The organism is Synechococcus sp. CCY9202 (genome assembly GCF_034931685.1).
In the GTDB taxonomy this organism is placed as follows: domain Bacteria; phylum Cyanobacteriota; class Cyanobacteriia; order PCC-6307; family Cyanobiaceae; genus CBW1002.
Genome location: NZ_JAYGID010000063.1, coordinates 1 through 15,621, shown reverse-complemented (window position 1 = coordinate 15,621; position 15,621 = coordinate 1). Strand labels below are relative to the sequence as shown.

The 15,621-nt window shown below is 66.1% G+C and carries 16 protein-coding genes; 10 read left to right on the top strand and 6 right to left on the bottom strand.

The annotated features are described in order from the left end of the window. Positions 1–218 precede the first annotated feature (218 nt). The 3 genes from gatB (at position 219) to VB777_RS08925 (ending at position 3,415) form a co-directional block, all read left to right on the top strand. Positions 219–1,712 (top strand): Asp-tRNA(Asn)/Glu-tRNA(Gln) amidotransferase subunit GatB, encoded by a 1,494-nt coding sequence (gene gatB, locus VB777_RS08935; RefSeq protein ID WP_323248445.1) that lies wholly within the window; start codon positions 219–221, stop codon positions 1,710–1,712. A 161-nt stretch (positions 1,713–1,873) separates the two neighbouring features. After that, positions 1,874–2,140: a hypothetical protein gene (locus tag VB777_RS08930; protein WP_323248443.1), complete on the top strand. Its 267-nt coding sequence runs from the start codon at positions 1,874–1,876 to the stop codon at positions 2,138–2,140. Between the two features lie 288 nt (positions 2,141–2,428). After that, the gene (locus tag VB777_RS08925) at positions 2,429–3,415 is read left to right on the top strand and encodes a prolyl hydroxylase family protein (RefSeq protein WP_323248441.1); all 987 of its coding nucleotides are present in this window, start codon (positions 2,429–2,431) and stop codon (positions 3,413–3,415) included. Here VB777_RS08925 and coaE read toward each other — a convergent pair. From coaE to VB777_RS08910, 3 genes are read right to left on the bottom strand one after another with little or no spacing between them, the layout of a single operon-like run. Further along, on the bottom strand, positions 3,366–4,055 hold the full coding sequence (coaE, locus tag VB777_RS08920; RefSeq protein ID WP_323248439.1) for a dephospho-CoA kinase: 690 nt from the start codon (positions 4,053–4,055) through the stop codon (positions 3,366–3,368). The genes VB777_RS08925 and coaE overlap by 50 nt on opposite strands. 2 nt (positions 4,056–4,057) lie before the next feature. After that, positions 4,058–4,747: a zf-TFIIB domain-containing protein gene (locus VB777_RS08915; protein WP_197158460.1), complete on the bottom strand. Its 690-nt coding sequence runs from the start codon at positions 4,745–4,747 to the stop codon at positions 4,058–4,060. Continuing rightward, entirely contained in the window at positions 4,744–5,904 is a 1,161-nt protein-coding gene (locus tag VB777_RS08910; protein ID WP_323248437.1) for an SPFH domain-containing protein, read from the bottom strand. The genes VB777_RS08915 and VB777_RS08910 overlap by 4 nt, the downstream gene beginning before the upstream one ends. Positions 5,905–6,027: 123 nt before the next feature. On the opposite strand from VB777_RS08910, the gene argJ reads away from it, so the two are divergent. Next, positions 6,028–7,287: a bifunctional glutamate N-acetyltransferase/amino-acid acetyltransferase ArgJ gene (gene argJ / locus VB777_RS08905; RefSeq protein WP_197158456.1), complete on the top strand. Its 1,260-nt coding sequence runs from the start codon at positions 6,028–6,030 to the stop codon at positions 7,285–7,287. Here the strand turns inward: argJ and VB777_RS08900 are convergent. After that, positions 7,284–7,448 carry a DUF2256 domain-containing protein gene (locus VB777_RS08900; protein ID WP_197158454.1) on the bottom strand — a complete coding sequence of 55 codons (165 nt, stop codon included), beginning with the start codon at positions 7,446–7,448 and terminating at the stop codon, positions 7,284–7,286. The genes argJ and VB777_RS08900 overlap by 4 nt on opposite strands. Positions 7,449–7,743: 295 nt before the next feature. Further along, on the bottom strand, positions 7,744–9,876 hold the full coding sequence (locus VB777_RS08895) for an acyltransferase family protein (RefSeq protein WP_323248435.1): 2,133 nt from the start codon (positions 9,874–9,876) through the stop codon (positions 7,744–7,746). A 26-nt stretch (positions 9,877–9,902) separates the two neighbouring features. On the opposite strand from VB777_RS08895, the gene VB777_RS08890 reads away from it, so the two are divergent. The 4 genes from VB777_RS08890 (at position 9,903) to VB777_RS08875 (ending at position 13,167) form a co-directional block, all read left to right on the top strand. Further along, positions 9,903–10,349: a hypothetical protein gene (locus tag VB777_RS08890; protein WP_323248432.1), complete on the top strand. Its 447-nt coding sequence runs from the start codon at positions 9,903–9,905 to the stop codon at positions 10,347–10,349. Between the two features lie 62 nt (positions 10,350–10,411). Further along, positions 10,412–10,945, top strand: a complete 534-nt coding sequence (locus tag VB777_RS08885) for a hypothetical protein (RefSeq protein WP_323248430.1) — start codon at positions 10,412–10,414, stop codon at positions 10,943–10,945. Positions 10,946–10,999: 54 nt separating this feature from the next. Then, positions 11,000–11,386: a hypothetical protein gene (locus tag VB777_RS08880; protein ID WP_197170938.1), complete on the top strand. Its 387-nt coding sequence runs from the start codon at positions 11,000–11,002 to the stop codon at positions 11,384–11,386. A gap of 5 nt (positions 11,387–11,391) precedes the next feature. Beyond that, on the top strand, positions 11,392–13,167 hold the full coding sequence (locus VB777_RS08875; RefSeq protein WP_197170940.1) for an ABC1 kinase family protein: 1,776 nt from the start codon (positions 11,392–11,394) through the stop codon (positions 13,165–13,167). On the opposite strand, the gene eno is transcribed toward VB777_RS08875, so the two are convergent. Next, positions 13,168–14,463 carry a phosphopyruvate hydratase gene (gene eno / locus VB777_RS08870; RefSeq protein WP_197158443.1) on the bottom strand — a complete coding sequence of 432 codons (1,296 nt, stop codon included), beginning with the start codon at positions 14,461–14,463 and terminating at the stop codon, positions 13,168–13,170. Between the two features lie 190 nt (positions 14,464–14,653). Between eno and gloA the strand changes: the two genes are divergently transcribed. Beyond that, complete coding sequence (gene gloA / locus VB777_RS08865) at positions 14,654–15,058, top strand: lactoylglutathione lyase (RefSeq protein WP_197158441.1); 405 nt, start codon at positions 14,654–14,656, stop codon at positions 15,056–15,058. A gap of 26 nt (positions 15,059–15,084) precedes the next feature. Then, the coding region (locus VB777_RS08860) for a Clp protease N-terminal domain-containing protein (RefSeq protein WP_323248428.1) at positions 15,085–15,621 on the top strand (537 nt) is incomplete at its 3' end.

The window sequence follows — 15,621 nt, the reverse complement described above, 5'->3', positions numbered from 1 at the left end:
CCACCCAGGATCAGCACGGGGTCGCGGTCGGCAGCCGCCTGGTCCACGGGAACGTCTGGAATCGGGCTCTCCAGTGTTCCAGCTGGGCCCCGCAGGGCGCGAGTCATGCACCCACCGCTCGGCGCATGCACCGCACAGCGCTGCGATCACGGCCCGCCCGGAGGCTCCAGCGGCGCTCCCCATAGGATCAGCCCACGCATGGGATCTGGAGAACGGTGATGGCAGGGGCTGCTGCAAAGGCCACGGCTGAGGCTGCCTGGGAGGCGGTGATCGGCCTCGAGACCCACGTGCAGCTGGGCACCGACAGCAAGATCTTCACCTGCGCTTCCACCGCCTTCGGCGACGACCCCAACACCCATATCGATCCGGTGGTGTGCGGCTTGCCCGGCACCCTGCCGGTACTCAACCAGCGGGTGCTCGAGTATGCGGTGAAGGCCGCCATGGCCCTCAACCTCAGGATCGCCGAGCACAGCAAGTTCGATCGCAAGCAATATTTCTATCCCGATCTACCGAAGAACTATCAGATATCCCAGTACGACGAACCCATCGCCGAAAATGGCTGGATCGAAGTGGAGGTGGCTGAGAAGGGTAAGGAAACCTACCTGAAAACAATCGGCATCGAGCGGCTTCACATGGAGGAAGATGCCGGCAAGCTCGTGCATGCCGGCAGTGATCGCCTGGCTGGCTCCACCCATTCACTGGTGGATTACAACCGCGCCGGGGTGGCATTGGCGGAAATCGTCAGCAAGCCTGATCTACGCACCGGCCGTGAGGCCGCTGAGTATGCCTCCGAGATTCGCAGGATCATGCGTTATCTGGGCGTCAGCGACGGCAACATGCAGGAGGGTTCCCTGCGCTGCGACGTGAACATCTCCGTGCGCCGCGGACCCGATGCCCCCTTCGGCACAAAGGTGGAGATCAAGAACATGAACTCTTTCTCTGCCATTCAGAAGGCGATTGAGTATGAGATCCAGCGGCAGATCAAGGCCTATGAGGCCGGCGAGCCGGTGGTGCAGGAAACCCGCCTCTGGGACGAAGCCAAGCAGCTCACCAAGAGCATGCGCAGCAAGGAAGGTGCCAGCGACTACCGCTACTTTCCTGACCCCGATCTTGGACCGATCGAGGTGAGCGCGGAGCAGCGGGAATCCTGGCGCGCCGAGCTTCCCGAACTTCCAGCCGCAAAGCGCCATCGCTACGCCGATCAGCTCGGCCTTTCGATCTACGACGCCCGCGTGCTCACCGATGAGCGCGCCATGGCCGAATATTTTGAAGCCGCCGTGGCTGCCGGGGGAGATCCCAAAGCCGTGACCAATTGGGTGACCGGTGACATTGCCGCGTACGTGAATGCCAACCGACTCCTGATCACCGAACTGCCGTTTCAGGCTGCCCAGCTGGCCGAGATGGTTCAGATGATCGAATCCGGAGTCATCAGCGGCAAGATCGCCAAGGAGCTTCTGCCTGAACTGCTCGAGAAAGGCGGCTCGCCCAAGGCGATCGTGGCGGAGCGCGGCCTCGGCATGATCAGCGATCCAGCGGCGATCACTGCGATCGTGGAGGAGTTGTTGGCGGCCCATCCCGCTGAAGTGGAGGCCTTCCGGGGCGGCAAGAACAAACTCCAGGGCTTCTTCGTGGGGCAGTTGATGAAGAAGACCGGCGGCAAGGCCGACCCGAAGCTGGCGAACCAGATCCTGCTGGAGAGGCTGAAGGGCTGAGGCTTCAGGGGGGGACACCCTTGTTCAACGCCGTATCTCGTCGATCATCAAGATATCGATCGGCCACCCAGCGGTGTTAACGACCTATACGAGCATCAAAGGTGGCGGCTGATAGCGACCACAATGGCTGAAATCGATTCTGATTTCGCAGCGGCCTCACCATGAGCGAGCACACCGATCAGAAGCCGAGTTCGCGGGAAATGGTCCGTGCCCATGCAGGCATCGTTCTTCAGCTGATCACAACCATCAGTGCCGTCGTCATGGCGGCATCCCTGGTGCCGCTGGCCCGGCAGGCGAAAATCTGGGATGCCTGCTATTCCACTGCAGTGCAGTGGCACTCGGAGAGTACGCCGGATGACAACAGGGAAGTGATCAAGGCCTGGGCGACACGCTTCTGCAATGGCGGCTCCCTGAGGCCCAGAGAGTGACGTCCAAATCCCAGCAGGTGGTGAGCCTCTCTGGATGGAGCATTGCGTTGCCATCGAGAGCTGGCCCGCATCCATGCAGACGCGGCGATCGCGTTCTCGGTCGAGCCCGTGGCCTGGTGGGCGTGGTTCATCGTTTCTGCAGCTACGACGTGATCGTGGCTTCCGGGGAGCTGGGCCCCGAGGCCTGCGTGACACGGATGATCTCCGCTCTGACGGAGAGCTGAGCCTGCGGGCGTGCAGACGGCCTGCCAGTCCAGCAACCTGGAACAGTGTCTTGCAGAGTGAGCCGTGGCAACGATTCCTCCAGAGTGGCAGGAGTGGTTCCGGCTCAACCGCGACCGCGGCTGCGACCGCCTCGGACTGATCGAGCGGGGACTGGCCCAGGGCTTCACGGCGGAAGCCATCACCGCCGTCCTGGAGGGAGAGGCTCCATCCAGGACATGCCTTCGCTTGCCAGGGGCGGTACCGGCGGAGCCATCTCCGGGAGCTCCTCAGGCATCCTGGCTTCACTGGTTCCAGGCCCGCCTCACCGATCCACGCCAGCATCCCCGCGCCTGGCGTCTCGATACCCCGCTGGCACAGGTGTACGAGATCCCTGGGTTCCTCTCGGCGGAGGAGTGTGACGTGATCCGGGTGGCGATCGATGGATCCCTGCAACCATCCACCGTGACCCAGGGGCCGGCGGACTATCGAACCAGCCGCACCTGTCACCTGCGGGATGGTGATCGCGCTCTGGCTGCGGATCTCGATCGACGCCTGGCGGAGCTGCTGGGCGTGGATCCGGCCTTCTCGGAGGGGCTGCAGGGGCAGCGCTACGCAGTGGGGGAGTACTTCCGCGAGCACACCGACTGGTTCACCCCCGGCACCGAGGAATACCGGCACCACACCCGCCCGGGGGGGCAGCGCACCTGGACGGTGATGATCTACCTCAATGCCGTGGAGGCCGGCGGCGAAACCTGCTTCCGCCTGCTGGATCGCTCCTTCACGCCGGTGCCGGGGCTGGCCCTGGCCTGGAACAATCTGATGGCCGATGGATCCCCCAACCCCTACGTGCTCCATGAAGCTCTGCCGGTGCGGCAAGGCTGCAAGTACGTGATCACCAAGTGGTTTCGCGCTGAGCAGGGGCGTCATTGCGGAGGGCCCGACTCAGGGCGCTGGGAACGGGGAGATCCCGTGGTGGCGATCCCGGAACGCAGTCGCCTGCCTGGAACCGCACCCTCCCGTTTCACTGACTCTGACCAGCCGCCGCGAGGGCCCGTTCCACCGCTGTGGTGAGCGCATCGCTTGTTCCCCGGTTGTCGATCAGACGGTCTGCCAGGGCACGCTTGCGCTCCAGGGGCCACTGGGCGTGGATGCGACGAAGGGCCTCCGCCTCCGCTAGCCCGTCGCGGTGGAGCAGGCGCTGCCTCTGCTCGGCTGCGTCGCAATCCACCAGCCATATCTCGCTGCAGAGGTTGTCGAGACCTGCTTCAAACAGCAGCGGGATCATCAGCACCACCACCGGTTCAGCCGCCAGCCGCTGCAGCTCCTGATCGAACCGGGTTCTGACCCGCGGATGCACCAGCTGCTCCAGCCAGAGGCGCTCGGCCGCATCAGCAAAGACGATCCTGCCGAGGGCGGCGCGATCGATCGCTGCGGTGCCGTTGCTGCTGGTTTTGGCCCTCACCACCGGGCCATAGCGCGCCAACACGGCCTCCGCCCCGACACTCCCAGCGGCCAGGGCCTCGCGGGCGTAGGTGTCGGCATCCAGCACCGGCAGTCCGAAGCTTTCAGCCAGGATCCGTCCCACCGTGCTCTTGCCGCTGGCGATACCGCCTGTGAGGCCGATCCGCCGCTGCCGGCCCCGCCACCGCTCCCCCCGCGACCGGTTGCTACTGCCACTGCTGCTTCCAGTGCCACGGTTGCTGCCAACCATCCTCAGCCCCCCAACAGGCGCTGCAACCCTCGGGTCAACAGGGTGGCGAGGTCGGCGTCCAGCCAGTCGGTCTGGCGGCCGCCGGACTCCAGGTTCTGCAGCTCCTGTTCGCCGGCACGACGTTCAACCTCGTCCTGCCGCCGGCGCCGCTCCTGGTCCCGTTGCTCCTCCTCCATGCGGGCGGCGTGGTGCAGCAGTCCGCCTGCATGGGCCCATTCCATCAACTGCCGCAGTTCGCCGGCATCGAGCCAGAGCCCGTGGTCGCGGCAGCGGTCCACGATCACGCCACTGCGCTTGCCGTAGAGGCTGCGGTTCATCAGGTCGTCGCAGACGGGGCAGTGGCGGTAGCGCAGCGGTGGGCTGCTGCCGGCTGCCTGCTCCACCAGGCTGTTCAGCCTGGGGCCGTCGATGTCGATCGAGGGTCGTACCGCCTGGCTCAGCAGCTGCTCCAGCACGCCGTGGCCCAGGAACAGCCCCAGGCAGGTGTGGCAGCGGCCCACCACCAGCGGCGGATCGCCCCCCAGCCGCAGCTCCTCCAGGGACTGGCGGCAATCCGGGCAGCTGAGATCCTGCATCGGGCCGATCGATTCGGCCTGCACCCAGCTCTGCAGGTCCACGTCCTGGCGGCTGCCGCAGTAGGCGCAGACCACGGCCTGGGGGGGAAGGGGTGCGGCGCAGCAGGCGCACTTCATGGCTCTGGCACCGCTGGAGGAATGGGCGGAGGGGGTGGTGGCGCCTGCAGCAGCACCGCCAGCTCGGGCAGATCGGCGGCTCGTTGCCAGGTCTCCAGGCCCGGATGCCACAACAGGCTGGCGGCTGTGAGCTGGCCCTGGTCCCGCAGCACCAGCAGCTGCTCGGCGGTGTAGGGCCCGAGCTGCTGCTGGCCTGCCAGCAGGTGGTAGTGGCGGGCAGGTGTGCCGGCCCCCGGCCATGCGCCTGCTCCTGGAGCTGCTGCCGGCGGCCCCGAGGCTGCCGCCGTTCCAGCCAGCCGTTGGGCCATCGCCAGGCCGATACCCATCCCCACCCCGGCCGCCGCCTCGCCGCCGGGATTGGCCGCCGCCTTTTCCATGGCGATGCCGGCCTGATAGGTGGTGAAGGCCTGCAGGTCGCCGCTGAGGGCGATCTGGTTGCGGCGATCGAGGGCCGCCTCCACTTCCGGCGGCAGCGACAGGTTCTCGATCAGCAGGCTGGTGAAGGCCAGTCCGTAGCCCTCCACCTCCTGCGCCAGTCGTTGGCCCAGCTCGCCAGCCAGTTCGTCGTAGTTGGCCGCCAGCTCCAGCACGGGGTGCTCGCTCTCGCCCAGCAGGTCGGCCAGGCGGGTCACGATCAGGTTGCGCAGCTGCTCGCTGATCCCCTCGATGTTGAAGTGCGGTTGGCTGCCGGTCACTTCGCGCATCAGCTGGGCCGGATCCCGCACCTGCAGGGCGTAGGTGCCGAATCCCCGCAGCCGCACCGGCCCCAGCTCCCGGTCGCGCACCAGCACCGGGTGGCGGGTGCCCCATTTGAGGTTGGTGAACTGGCGGGTGGCGACGAACACCACCTCCGCCTTGAACGGGCTCTCGAACCCGTAGGGCAGGGAGAGCAGGCTGGTGAGGAAGGGAAGGTTGCGGGTCTCCAGCACATAGCGGCCCGGCCCGAAACCATCGGCGATGCGCCCCTCGTTCACGAACACGGCCCACTGGCCTGGGCGCACCGTGAGCTGGGCGCCCATCTTGATGGCGTTGCCCTGGCGCGGAAACCGCCACACCAGGGTGGCTCCGGCATCGGCATCGGGGCCCTCAGACTCCCCCTGCTCGGGCCATTCGATGACGTCGATGAACTCGCTGCGCACCTTCTCCCAGATCGCCATCGGCGTCGTGCTGCGGCCTTGAACGCAGGCTAGGGGGGTTGCCAGCGTCCGTCAGGGCAGGATTGGCCCAGGCGTTCCCAAGCCGCGTGGTTGGCCGCCTGCCGTTTCCGCCGCCGCCGTTTCATGTCCGCCGGTTCCCTCTCCGCCCTCTGGCATCCGATCACCGGCGGCGTCACGGCGCCGGCCGGGTTCCTGGCCGCGGCGGTCACGGCCGGCCTGAAGCCCTCGGGCAACCCGGATCTTTGCCTGGTGCTGGCCCCGGAGGGGGCCATCTGCGCCGGCACCTTCACCACCTCGCTGGTGCGCGCCGCCTGCGTTGACCTCTGCGCCGAGCGGCTGGCGGCCAGCGGCGGCCGGGCCCGGGCGGTTCTCACCAACTCCGGCCAGGCCAATGCCTGCACCGGCGATCGCGGCCTGATCGACAGCCTGCGGGCCACCCAGGCGGTGGCCGATCGGCTTGGCCTGGCGGCCGAGGAGGTGCTGATCTGCTCCACCGGTGTGATCGGCGTGCCGATCCCGATGGACACCCTGGTGGCGGGCCTCGATCCGCTGGTGGCCGCGCTCAGCCCCGAGGGCGGCGCCGCTGCCGCCACGGCGATCCTCACCACGGATCTGATCGACAAACAACTGGCCTTGGAGGCGGATCTGGGCGGCCGGCGGGTGCGCCTCGGCGGCATGGCCAAGGGCTCGGGGATGATCCACCCCGACATGGCCACGATGCTGGGCACTCTCACCTGCGATGCCGGTGTGCCCGCCGAGCTGTGGCAGGCGATGGTGCGGCGGGCGGTGGATCGCTCCTTCAATGCGATCACGGTGGACGGCGACACCAGCACCAACGACACCTACCTGGCGTTTGCAGCCGGCGAGCCCTTGAGCCCCGAGCACTTCGACGCGCTGGAGGCCGGCCTGACGGCGGTGTCGCAACACCTGGCCCGCGCCATCGCCCGCGACGGCGAGGGCGCCACCTGCCTGATCGAGGTGCGGGTAGAGGGGGCGGCCGATGAGGCCGGCGCCCGCGCCATGGCCCGCACCATCTGCGGCTCGTCGCTGGTGAAGTGCGCCGTGCACGGCCGTGACCCCAACTGGGGCCGGATCGTGGCAGCGGCTGGCCGCGCCGGCGTGGCTTTCGATCCGGAGGCGGTGGCCCTCTGGCTGGGGGAGCACCAATTGATGGCGGCCGGCCAGCCCCTGGCCTTCGATCGCCCGGCCGCTTCGCAGTATCTGAAGGATCGCGCCGCCGGCAGTTATCTCGGCGGGCCTGGACCCGGCGGCGACACGGTGCTGATCCGCCTGGTGGTGGGCGAGGGTCCCGGCCAGGGCTGCGCCTGGGGCTGCGATCTCTCCGACCAGTACGTGCGCATCAACGCCGATTACACGACCTAGGCAGAGATCCGGGCTTGGTTTCTGCGGTCGTTGCGGGTCCTGCGGCAGCGATCCGAGCAGTAGCGAACCTCCTCCCAGACGTCCTTCCATTTCTTGCGCCACTGAAAGGGCCTGCCGCAGGCCTGGCAGACCTTGGTGGGTCGCTCCGCGTGATGGGGCATCAGGGAAGCGGGCGCCGAGCCACGGCCCGTTACAAACTGCAATACTATGGCCATGGTCATCGAGCGGGTCCTCTGGGTCCGCTTTTTTGTGGGCAGATGACTGGCTGGAATCGGGCGACTGCTCAGACTTTCACGGCGGCAGCTCAGGACGGGCCCAAAGCAGTCCCAACTCGGATGCCCGCATGAACGAGGACCCGGCGGCCCAACGGCGTGAATGCCATCCTGAAATTCGGAGGAGGAATCGGCGAGGTTGATCGATCCCGTAGTTGGCAATCACCAGAGCTCGCGACAAGCGTCATTGCGCCATGAGTGCCTTACGAATCGCATTGGCTGACAGCCGTGCTGCTTCCACCGATGGGTGGGAATGCTCGTCACGGTAAAGAACCTCGCCATCTCGACCAAGGTAGGTGCATTCCTTACGCGAGCAGAAGATATCGAAAAGATCCACCACTGTGATCTTCCGAGTCCTTTCTTGCTCTCGTAAAATCATGTCCAACTTGGATCGCCTCACCAGAGATACTTCTTTATTGGGAATCGGGCAGTGATTCCCCGGCGGTCGGAACCACTGAGGGATGGCGTTCACGGGCTTGCAGTTCGCCTCGCGGGCAAACGGAAGGCCGTGAAGCACGGCAAGGTGAACCCCTTTGGAGGAGAGCTCCTGGGAGAGCTCCTCCAATCCTCGCTTAAATTGTTGACGCCGCCTTTGAGCTCTGCCCGTATCTGCTGCTGGCGTGAGATCTGATAAATCGTTGATCAGAAAGACCAAATCTCCTCTGCGCAGATCTTTCATCAATGAGGGCGCGACTTGCTCCCAGTAATACGTGTTTGCTTCTTTATACGCACTGAAGTTATCCATCCCTTTGACGGGAGACGCCCCCCAGGATGACGTGATCGTAATGGCGTAGCCATCTCTCTTGACCAGCTTACTGAAGGCTTGCACAAATGCTGCAGAGAATGAATTACCCAGCACCAGCACCCGACGCTTTGCCTTGTCTGGGTCGCCCAATGTGCATCCGGCAGAGGTGATGATCTTGCCAGCCTCTGAGTTTTCAGTCAGCACGCATGGCCGCCCTTGCCACGCACGACCTGTTCCTGAAAGGGTAAACTTCTGCAGAAGGGATTCCACTCCCCTGGCGGCAAGTTCAAGCTGCTCTCCGGTATAAAGAGAAATCGGCAGCCTCTGCAGGCCGATCACCAAGCCAGCCGTGCCTGCGGATGCGCTGATCGCAAAGCCGATCGTTTTCCATCGCATTGCGGACCACTCCGCTCGACGCAAAGGTGTCTCGACATATCGATAGGAGAGAATTCCCAATGCAAGCATCAGCGCCACTTGGACTGGGATCGACCACCAGCGAATCCCAATCGTCCATCGGCTGATCGAGAGAATTCCCCAATGCCAAAGATAGAGAGAGTATGAAATCAGACCAATGTACGTTATCTTGTCATTAGTCAAGACAGCGTACATCAACGTCCCCTTTCTCAGGCATGCAATCAGCACTGCCGTGGCGATAACGACGGCAAGCGTGCCGATGACAGCCAGCTCCAAAGGCAGCCACAGGATCGCCACCAGGCAGGCGGCAACGGCCAGGGGTGGCAGGGATTCTGTCCACCGCAGCAGTTGGCTGGGATGCCTCAGGCCCAGAAACAGCAAGCTCCCCGCCCCGATTTCCCAGAACCGAGGCGGCATCAGAAAATAAGCTGCTGGCTGATTCACTTGATAGAGATAAAGGAATCCGATCAGTGATGCGACGGAGAGAAGCCCAGTCACCCAGAGCAGATTGGATTCACCCCTGACCGTGGCGCGGCCGAATCCTGAGAACCAAATCAAAAATGGATAAACAAGATAAAACTGCTCCTCGACCCCCAGAGACCAGGTGTGGGTAAATGGATTCAGCTCGGTTGAAGAGGCAAAATAGTCAGTTGCCGATCCGTAAAGGCTGAGATTGGAGATGCCAAACATCCCTTTCCATGCAAGTCCAAGTTCGTTGTACGGTTCGGGGTTGAAAAAGCAGATCAACAGACTGGTAATGACCGTGAAGAGAGCCAAGGCTGGGATCAGCCTTTTGAGGCGCCTGGCATAGAAGCCGAGGAAGAAGTCCTGGAGCGACTCACTGCGGTGATTGGCCAGAGACGAGGTGATGACAAAGCCAGACATCACGAAAAAGATGTCCACGCCGAGATAGCCACTGGGCATGGCGTTCTTGTTGATGTGATTCACGATAACGGCGATCACCGCCAGGGCCCTTAGACCATCAATCTCGGGCCTGTAGTTGGATTTTCTGACCTCTCCTTCTGCGACAATGCTTTTCAAGGCCTGGCTGTCCTGGTTTCCGAAGATTCTGCAGGGCCGATGGTTTGGCATGAACCCGCTGAGTTGCCACGGATTTCTTCCCCAGCAGAGCCTCGATGCCGCGATCGACTCCTCCATCGCCAGCCCCCCCCTCTGCGCCAGGGGTGCCTGGGTTCTACCCGCAGCTTCGGTGGCTGCTCTGGCTGGTGCTCACCCTGGCGCCCCAAGCGGGCCTTGCGGCCGATGCTGAGCGCTGCGGGGCCCTGCTCGATCGCCGCAATGCGCTGGCGGAGCAGGCCATGGCTGCGGAGATCCACCTGGCCAGCACCGTGCGCGACCGACTCTGCCCGGCGTTGAATCGCCGCGCCGATGCCGCCAATGCCAACCCGGAATCGGCGGGCGCGGCGGACCTGCAACAGGAGCCCTTCGATTTCGGCGGCTATGTGGAGTGCCGCCATCGGGCCGAGGCGGAGTTGGCACGCAGCCGCGCGGTGTTGTATCGCAATCAACTGGGCTTTCCCTTCTATACGCAGGCCGGTGCCGACCTGGCCCGTCAATCGGATCGGCTGGTGCAGGAGCGGATCCGGTCAGGCTGCCCCGGCCAGTCCTGAGAGCCGGGGGCCGTTCTCCTGATCCGGCAGGCAGGATGGCGGCACAGTTGCAAGGTTCTGTGATGGCCGCCGCGGCCCCGCCCACCTCCAGACCGCGGCCGAATCCCTGGCTCGGGCCCCTGCTGGTTGGCGTCTGTTTCGGGGTGGGATATGGCCTCACCCAGCGCCTGCTGACCCTCAACCTGCCAGGCCTGATTCACCTCGGCCAGGGTTTTTCCCTCAAGCCATTCCCCGGTACCGGCCTGGAGGCCCTGAGGCAGCGCTTCGGCCAGGAGGGTCAGCAGATCCGCGGTGATCTCGACCTGCTGGAACTGGAGGCCCAGTCCCGCCAACAGGAGGAGGAGATGCGCAAGCGGCAGGACGCTCTCGATGCCGAAGAGAGGCGTCAGGCTGAGGCCCCCGACCCTCTGGCGCTGCCGGAGCCTGAGCGACCGCAGGAGGGTGGTGGGGGGGGAACCCAGGCGACACCCCCCGCTGGACCCTCGGCCTCGACTTCCGCGCGTCAAGCTGCTCCGGAGGCAGTGGCCCCCCTGCCGAGCCAGACGACCTCCGACTTGGCCCCGCCGCCGCCACCCAGCCCCGCTCCGCTGCCGTGAGCCTTCACAGTGCCAACCCCCGGCTGCCACAGTGACGGCAGCACCAGGCCCGAGATGAGCGCGCCCCAGTCCCTCTTCCAGGCGGCCGTCAACCGCTTCACGGCCCGGCTGGGCAGTGGCCTGGCCGATGCCGCGGCAGGACTGGCCGCGCTCGCCCAGGAGGCCCCCGAACGGCTGCAGCAGGAATGGCAACTGTTCTGGCAGGAAGTGGAACTGGAAGCTGAACGCTTGGAGAGGAGCGCGGGCACCTCAGCCGGTGCGGCCGGCGCTTCTGTTTCGTCGTCTCCCTTTGAGGGGGATGGCACGCCCGGCGAGGCTTTCGCCCGTGATGCGGGTGCCTCTCGCTTCCCCCGGGAGACCCAGGCCCAGATCGATGCCCTGCGGGCCCAGGTGGCCGCCATCGCGCGCCGCCTCGACGAACGGCCCGCGGTGCAGGACTGAACACCATGACGGTCAGCGGCGTCGCGGGCTCGGGTCACGCGGTCACAGCTCAGGCGGTCAGCGGTGTCGCGGCTGGTGCGCCAACCCGTGGCATCGGTTCGTGGCGCCGTGCACGGCTCGATGACGCCACTCGGATCTGGCGGCCGCTGCGGATCTGGGGCCTCACTCTGAAACTGTTGGCCAGCCTCTGGTGGGATGGCCGTCGCTGGAGTTATCCCGGTGGCTTCACGCCGGAGCGACTGGCGGCACGGCAGCGCCGCCGGGCCCGCTGGCTCACCCAACAATTCCTCTCGTTGGGCTCGGCCTTCATCAAGCTCGGCCAGCTGTTGTCAGCCCGTCCTGATGTGCTGCCCGCCGATGTGGTGGAGGAACTCTCCCATCTGCAGGACCGGGTGCCCGCCTTTCCGTTTTCCGTGGTGGAGGGTCTGCTGGAGCAGGAACTGGGCGAGCGTTGCGCCGAGATCCTCGATCTCGAGGAGGTGCCTCTCGGCTCGGCCAGCCTGGCCCAGGTGCACCGCGCCAGCCTGCGCAGCGGCCGCCAGGTGGTGTTCAAGGTGCAGCGCCCCGGCCTGGAGCGCCTTTTCCGCCTCGATCTGGAAGTGCTGCAGCAGGTGGCGGCGGCCGTGCAGCGCCACCCCCGCTGGGGCCAGGGGCGCGACTGGATCGGCATTGCCAAGGAATGCCGCCGCGTGCTGCTGCGGGAGCTTGATTTCCGCCTGGAGGCCGAGCATGCCGCCCGCTTTCGTCAGCAGTTCCTGGAGGATCCGGGCATCCGCATCCCGGCAGTGGTGTGGGAGCTGAGCAGCCGCCGCGTGCTCTGCCTGGATTACGTGCCGGGCATCAAGATCACCGACCGGCCAGCCCTGGTGGCCGCGGGGATCGAGCCCGCCGCCGTGGCGGAGAAGGGCGCCGCCAGTTATCTGCAACAGCTGGTGCGCTTCGGCTTCTTCCATGCCGATCCCCACCCCGGCAACCTGGCCGTGGCAACCGATGGTGCCCTCATCTATTACGACTTCGGCATGATGGGGCAGATTTCGGAGCGGCTGCGCAGCCGCCTCGGCCGCATGGTGCGGGCCGCCGCGGCGCGGGATGCCACCACCTTGGTGGAGGAATTGCAGCAGGCCGGTGTGATCGCCGAGGGCGTTGATCTCGGACCGGTCCGGCGTCTGGTGCGGGTGATGCTCACCGAGGCGCTCACACCTCCGTTCAGCTCCAACGTGCTGCAGAAGCTGTCCGGAGATCTCTATGACCTCGTCTATGGCCAGCCATTCCGCCTGCCGCCGGAACTGATCTTCGTGATGCGGGCCCTCTCCACCTTCGAGGGGGTGGGCCGCAGCCTCGATCCCGGCTTTAGCCTGGTTTCCATTGCCCGCCCTTACCTGCTGCCCCTGATGACTGCCAGTGGGTCCGGCCCCAACGATCTGATCAACGAGCTGGGTCGCCAGGCGGCCGAAGTGGGCAGCCGCGCCCTGGGCATCCCCCGTCGCCTCGATGAGAGCCTGGCCCGCATCGAGCAGGGGGATCTGCAGGTGCAGATCCGTGCCGGTGAAACCGACCGGCTGCTGCGGCGCCTGGCCCTGGCGCAGCAGAGTGCCGGCCAGTCCTTCCTGCTGGGCGGCCTGGCCGTTGCAGCCGCTCTGCTGGCAGCCAGCGCCAGGCCTGCCCTGGTGGCGATTCCCCTGGTTCTCGGTCTGCCGGTGGCAACGGGATGGCTGAAGCTGCAGTCGCGGCTGCAGCGGGATGGCCGGATCGATCAGCTGCAGGGTGGCGGCAAGGGCTGATCAGCCCTTGCCGCGGGGGCCGCGGTCCACGGCGCCGGCGTAGACGGCCTGGTTCCCCAGTTCGTCTTCGATGCGCAGCAGCTGGTTGTACTTGGCCACCCGCTCGGAGCGGCTCAGGGAGCCGGTCTTGATCTGGCCGGCCCGGGTGGCCACCGCCAGGTCGGCGATGGTCACGTCTTCGGTTTCGCCGCTGCGGTGGCTGATCACGCTGGTGTAGCCGGCCCGGCCGGCCAAGTCGATCGCCTGCAGGGTCTCGGTGAGGGAACCGATCTGGTTCACCTTGATCAGGATCGAGTTGGCCACGCCCCGGTCGATGCCCTGCTGAAGCCGCTCAGTGTTGGTCACGAACAGATCGTCGCCCACCAGCTGCACCGTGCCGCCCAGCTTCTGGGTGAGCAGATCCCAGCCATCCCAGTCGTCTTCCGCCAGGCCATCTTCGATCGACACGATCGGGAAACGGCTCACCAGGGCCGCCAGCTGATCCACCATCTCGGCGCTGGTGTAGTGGCTGCCGCCGAAGGCATAGCGGCCGTCCTTGAAGAACTCGGTGCTGGCCACGTCGAGGGCCAGGGAGATCTGATCACCAGCGCGGTAGCCGGCCTTCTCGATCGCCTTGACCAGCAGCTCGCCGGCGGCATCGTTGCTGGCCAGATCCGGCGCGAAACCGCCCTCGTCGCCCACGGCGGTGGAGAGGCCCTGGTCGTGCAGCAGACCCTTGAGGGTGTGGAACACCTCGGCCCCCATGCGCAGGGCTTCGCGGAAGCTGTTGGCGCCGTGGGGCACCAGCATGAACTCCTGAAAATCAAGGTTGTTGGTGGCGTGGGCGCCGCCGTTGATCACGTTCATCAGGGGCACCGGCAGCAGATTCGCCATCGGACCGCCCAGGTAGCGGTAGAGGGGCAGATTGAGCCCCTTGGCGGCGGCCTGGGCCACCGCCAGACTCACGGCCAGGATGGCATTGGCGCCCAGCACGGATTTGTTGTCACTGCCGTCCAGTTCCGCCATGGCGTTGTCCACCGCCACCTGGTCGAGGGCGCTGAGGCCGCAGAGGGCCGGCGCGATCCGCTCTTCGATGTTGGTCACGGCCTGGGTCACGCCTTTGCCGAAGTAGGCCTTGCCGCCGTCGCGCAGTTCATGGGCCTCATGGGCACCGGTACTGGCGCCGCTGGGCACGATCGCCCGGGCGTTGGCGCCACCCTCGAGGTAGACCTCGGCTTCCACGGTGGGGGTGCCGCGGGAGTCGAGCACCTCGCGGGCAACGATGGAATCGATGACGAGGTCGAGGGAATCGATCACGTAGGCCGCTCTGGATTGCGGGAATCCTATGGGTGCCCCCCGCCCCCACTGGTGTGCCCATGCGTACCGCGAAGCGGCCGGACTTGCCCCTCACCATCGAGTCTCACAACGCAGTCTCGCCGCGCTTCCAGAGCCTGCGGCCAGAATGGCGGCAGACCGAACCGGCGCAGGGCGCCGCAGGAGCTCGCCGATGCGATTGCTGCACACCATGCTCCGGGTCGGAGATCTGGAACGCTCGCTCACCTTTTATACGGAGGTGCTGGGGATGCGGTTACTGCGCCGCAAGGACTACCCCTCCGGTCGCTTCACCCTGGCCTTCGTGGGCTATGGCGACGAGAGTGACACCACGGTGCTGGAACTCACCCATAACTGGGACACGGACACGTACACGGTGGGCAGCGGCTACGGCCACATCGCCATCGGTGTGGACGACATCCAGGCCACCTGTGCCGCCATCGGTGCCAAAGGGGGCCGGGTGGTGCGGGAGCCGGGGCCGATGAAGCACGGCAGCACCGTGATCGCTTTCCTGGAGGATCCCGATGGCTACAAGGTGGAGCTGATCCAGCGCTCCGCCCCGGCGGCGGCGTCCGCCTGATTGCCCGCCGCCCTGCCTCCTGCGTCATGGTCTCCTCCGTCTCCACCTCGCCGGCTCCCGGGAGCCTCACCAGCGATCCCGATCGCTTCAGCGAGGAGGCCTGGGAGCTGTTGCTTGCCTCCCAGGACACGGCCCGTCGCTGGCGCCATGGCGCCATGGATGTGGAGCACCTGCTGCAGGCGCTGCTGCAGGATCCCCGCTGGGCCCGGTTCGTGGACCCTCTGCCGCTGGATCTGGATCTGGCCCTCGATCGGATCGAGGCCTTCTGCGCCGAGCAGCCCCCGTCCCGCGGCGGCGAGCTCTACATCGGCGACGCCCTCGAGGATCTGCTGGAGGCAGCCGATCGGTGCCGGGCCGCCTGGGGATCGCAGCTGCTGGACGTCCCCCATCTGCTCCTGGCCCTGCTGGAGGAGCCCCGCCTCGGCGCCGAGCTGCTGGCAGAGCAGGGCCTCAGCGAAGACCTGCTCCGCCGCCAGCTGCGGCCCGGTGCCCCGGCAGTGGAACGCAACGTGGCTGAGGATCCGTGGCAGGTCGAGGCGGGCCGGGCTCCGACAGGGGCCCAG

What these genes read in the sequence shown, in the direction of transcription:
- VB777_RS08875 (WP_197170940.1), top strand. Translation starts at nt 11,392, where the DNA reads ATGACGGTCAGCGGCGTCGCGGGCTCGGGTCACGCGGTCACAGCTCAG.
- gloA (WP_197158441.1), top strand. Translation starts at nt 14,654, where the DNA reads ATGCGATTGCTGCACACCATGCTCCGGGTCGGAGATCTGGAACGCTCG.
- VB777_RS08900 (WP_197158454.1), bottom strand. Translation starts at nt 7,448, where the DNA reads ATGCCCCATCACGCGGAGCGACCCACCAAGGTCTGCCAGGCCTGCGGC.
- VB777_RS08885 (WP_323248430.1), top strand. Translation starts at nt 10,412, where the DNA reads ATGGCCGCCGCGGCCCCGCCCACCTCCAGACCGCGGCCGAATCCCTGG.
- coaE (WP_323248439.1), bottom strand. Translation starts at nt 4,055, where the DNA reads ATGGTTGGCAGCAACCGTGGCACTGGAAGCAGCAGTGGCAGTAGCAAC.
- VB777_RS08910 (WP_323248437.1), bottom strand. Translation starts at nt 5,904, where the DNA reads ATGGCGATCTGGGAGAAGGTGCGCAGCGAGTTCATCGACGTCATCGAA.
- VB777_RS08915 (WP_197158460.1), bottom strand. Translation starts at nt 4,747, where the DNA reads ATGAAGTGCGCCTGCTGCGCCGCACCCCTTCCCCCCCAGGCCGTGGTC.
- VB777_RS08880 (WP_197170938.1), top strand. Translation starts at nt 11,000, where the DNA reads ATGAGCGCGCCCCAGTCCCTCTTCCAGGCGGCCGTCAACCGCTTCACG.
- VB777_RS08930 (WP_323248443.1), top strand. Translation starts at nt 1,874, where the DNA reads ATGAGCGAGCACACCGATCAGAAGCCGAGTTCGCGGGAAATGGTCCGT.
- VB777_RS08895 (WP_323248435.1), bottom strand. Translation starts at nt 9,876, where the DNA reads ATGGAGGAGTCGATCGCGGCATCGAGGCTCTGCTGGGGAAGAAATCCG.
- argJ (WP_197158456.1), top strand. Translation starts at nt 6,028, where the DNA reads ATGTCCGCCGGTTCCCTCTCCGCCCTCTGGCATCCGATCACCGGCGGC.
- gatB (WP_323248445.1), top strand. Translation starts at nt 219, where the DNA reads ATGGCAGGGGCTGCTGCAAAGGCCACGGCTGAGGCTGCCTGGGAGGCG.